At 72.0% G+C, this 1,931-nt stretch carries 2 protein-coding genes; both read left to right on the top strand.

The window, feature by feature from the left end; genetic code table 11:
• Window positions 1–145: 145 nt before the first annotated feature.
• A complete protein-coding gene (locus D7W81_RS41075; protein WP_244227794.1) occupies window positions 146–1,261 on the top strand; it encodes an anhydro-N-acetylmuramic acid kinase in 1,116 nt (371 codons plus the stop codon).
• Window positions 1,258–1,931: GTP-binding protein (locus tag D7W81_RS41080; protein ID WP_244227795.1), on the top strand; the 674-nt coding region annotated here is incomplete at its 3' end. The genes D7W81_RS41075 and D7W81_RS41080, both read left to right, overlap by 4 nt.

Consider the following 1,931-nt stretch of genomic DNA (forward strand, 5'->3'; position numbering starts at 1 on the left):
CTTGAGCATCACCATCGCCTGCGGGGCCTGGATGAGCTGCGGCACCACCAGGGGCGGCAGGTCCGCGTAGAGCGCGGCCACGTGCTCGCGCTGCACCAGGCGCGCGAACTCGCGCACGCGCCGGTCCCTGCCGCCCCGGCTGTGCGTGGGCGTGCTGTCCGGCACCAGCGTGGACGCCGCGGACGCGGCGCTATGCCAGGTGGAGGGCACGGGCGCGGACGTGAAGCTCCAGTTGCTCGCGCACGTCTCCCAGCCCTTCTCTCCGGAGCTCATCGCGCGGGTGCTGGGCCCGCAGGACGCCCGGAGCCTCTGCGCCCTCAACTTCGAGCTGGGTGAACGCTTCGCCGAAGCGGTCCTCGCCGTCATCGCGCGCGCGGGCGTGAGCCGCGAGGACATCCACGTCATCGGCTCGCACGGTCAGACGATGGCCCACCTGCCTTCGGACCTGTCCCCCATCGCCTCCACGCTCCAGATTGGCGAAGCGGACGTCATCGCGGAGCGCACCGGCCTGCCCGTCGTCAGCGACTTCCGCACCCGCGACATGTCGGTGGGCGGCCAGGGCGCGCCGCTCGTGCCCTACCTGGACTGGGCCGTCTTCCGGAACCGCGAGCGCCCGGACGCCACGCGCGCGTTCCTCAACCTGGGCGGCATCGCCAACGTGAGCGTCGTGGGTGAACACCTGGACGACACGCTCGCGTTCGACACCGGGCCCGCGAACATGGTGCTGGACGGCCTGGCTCGGCGGGCGACGCAGGGACGGCTCGGGTGTGACCGGGACGGGAGCCTGTCCTCCCAGGGGCAGGTGATCCCGGGGCTCCTGGAGGAACTGCTCGCGCATCCGTTCCTCGCGCGTCCTCCCCCGCGCAGCGCGGGCCGCGAGGGCTTCGGCGAGGCGCTGGTGGACCGGCTCTGGAAGGCGGCGCCGGAGCGGCCCCATGACCTGATGGCCACCGCGCGGGCCTTCACCGTGGAGGCCACCGCGAGAGCCTTCGACACCTGGCTGCGGCCCCGCTTCCCCCGGATGGAGGCCGTGTACGCCTCGGGGGGTGGGACGCGGAATCCGGTGCTCATGGCGGACCTGCGGGCGCGGCTGGCCCCCGTGCCGCTGGAGCGCCTGGACGTGCTGGGCTTCCCCGAGGAGGCGAAGGAAGCGGCCCTGTTCGCCCTGCTCGCGGCCGAGCACCGGGCCGGGACGCCCGCGAATGTTCGCCCCGCAACTGGCGCAAGGCGCCGAGTCGTTCTAGGTAAGCTGACACCGTGAGCAGCGTGAACCTGATGGCCCGCGAAGTGGCCGCGAAGATCGTCTTCTACGGCCCCGGCCTGTCGGGGAAGACGACGACCCTGCGAAAGGTCTACGAGACCGTTCGCCCGGCCCACCGCGGCGAGATGATGTCCATCGCCACCGAGGGCGACCGGACGCTCTTCTTCGACTTCCTGCCGGTGAAGGTGGAGCGCGTGGGCGACTGCTCCGTGCGCCTGGCCCTCTACACCGTGCCCGGACAGGTCTTCTACAACGCCACCCGCAAGCTGGTGCTCCAGGGCGCGGACGGCGTCGTGTTCGTGGCGGACTCGCAGGCGGAGGCCATGGACGCCAACCGCGAGTCCCTGGCCAACCTGGAGGAGAACCTCCTGGAGAACGGCATCCGCCTGGACCGCTTCCCGCTGGTGATGCAGTGGAACAAGCGGGACCTGGACAACATCCTCTCCGTGGAGGAGCTGCGCCGGGAACTCAATCCGCGCGGCGTCCCCGACTTCGAGACGGCCGCCGCCAACGGCCGAGGCGTGCTGGACACGCTCAAGACCATCACCCGGCTGGTCATCAAGGACCTGCGCGCCAAGCGCATCGTCCCGCCGCCCCGTCCCGCCCAGCCCGGCGCGGCCCCCGCGGGCCTGGAGGCGCAGCTCTCCCAGCACCTGCACCACCGCCAGCC

The organism is Corallococcus aberystwythensis, assembly GCF_003612165.1.
Lineage (GTDB): Bacteria > Myxococcota > Myxococcia > Myxococcales > Myxococcaceae > Corallococcus > Corallococcus aberystwythensis.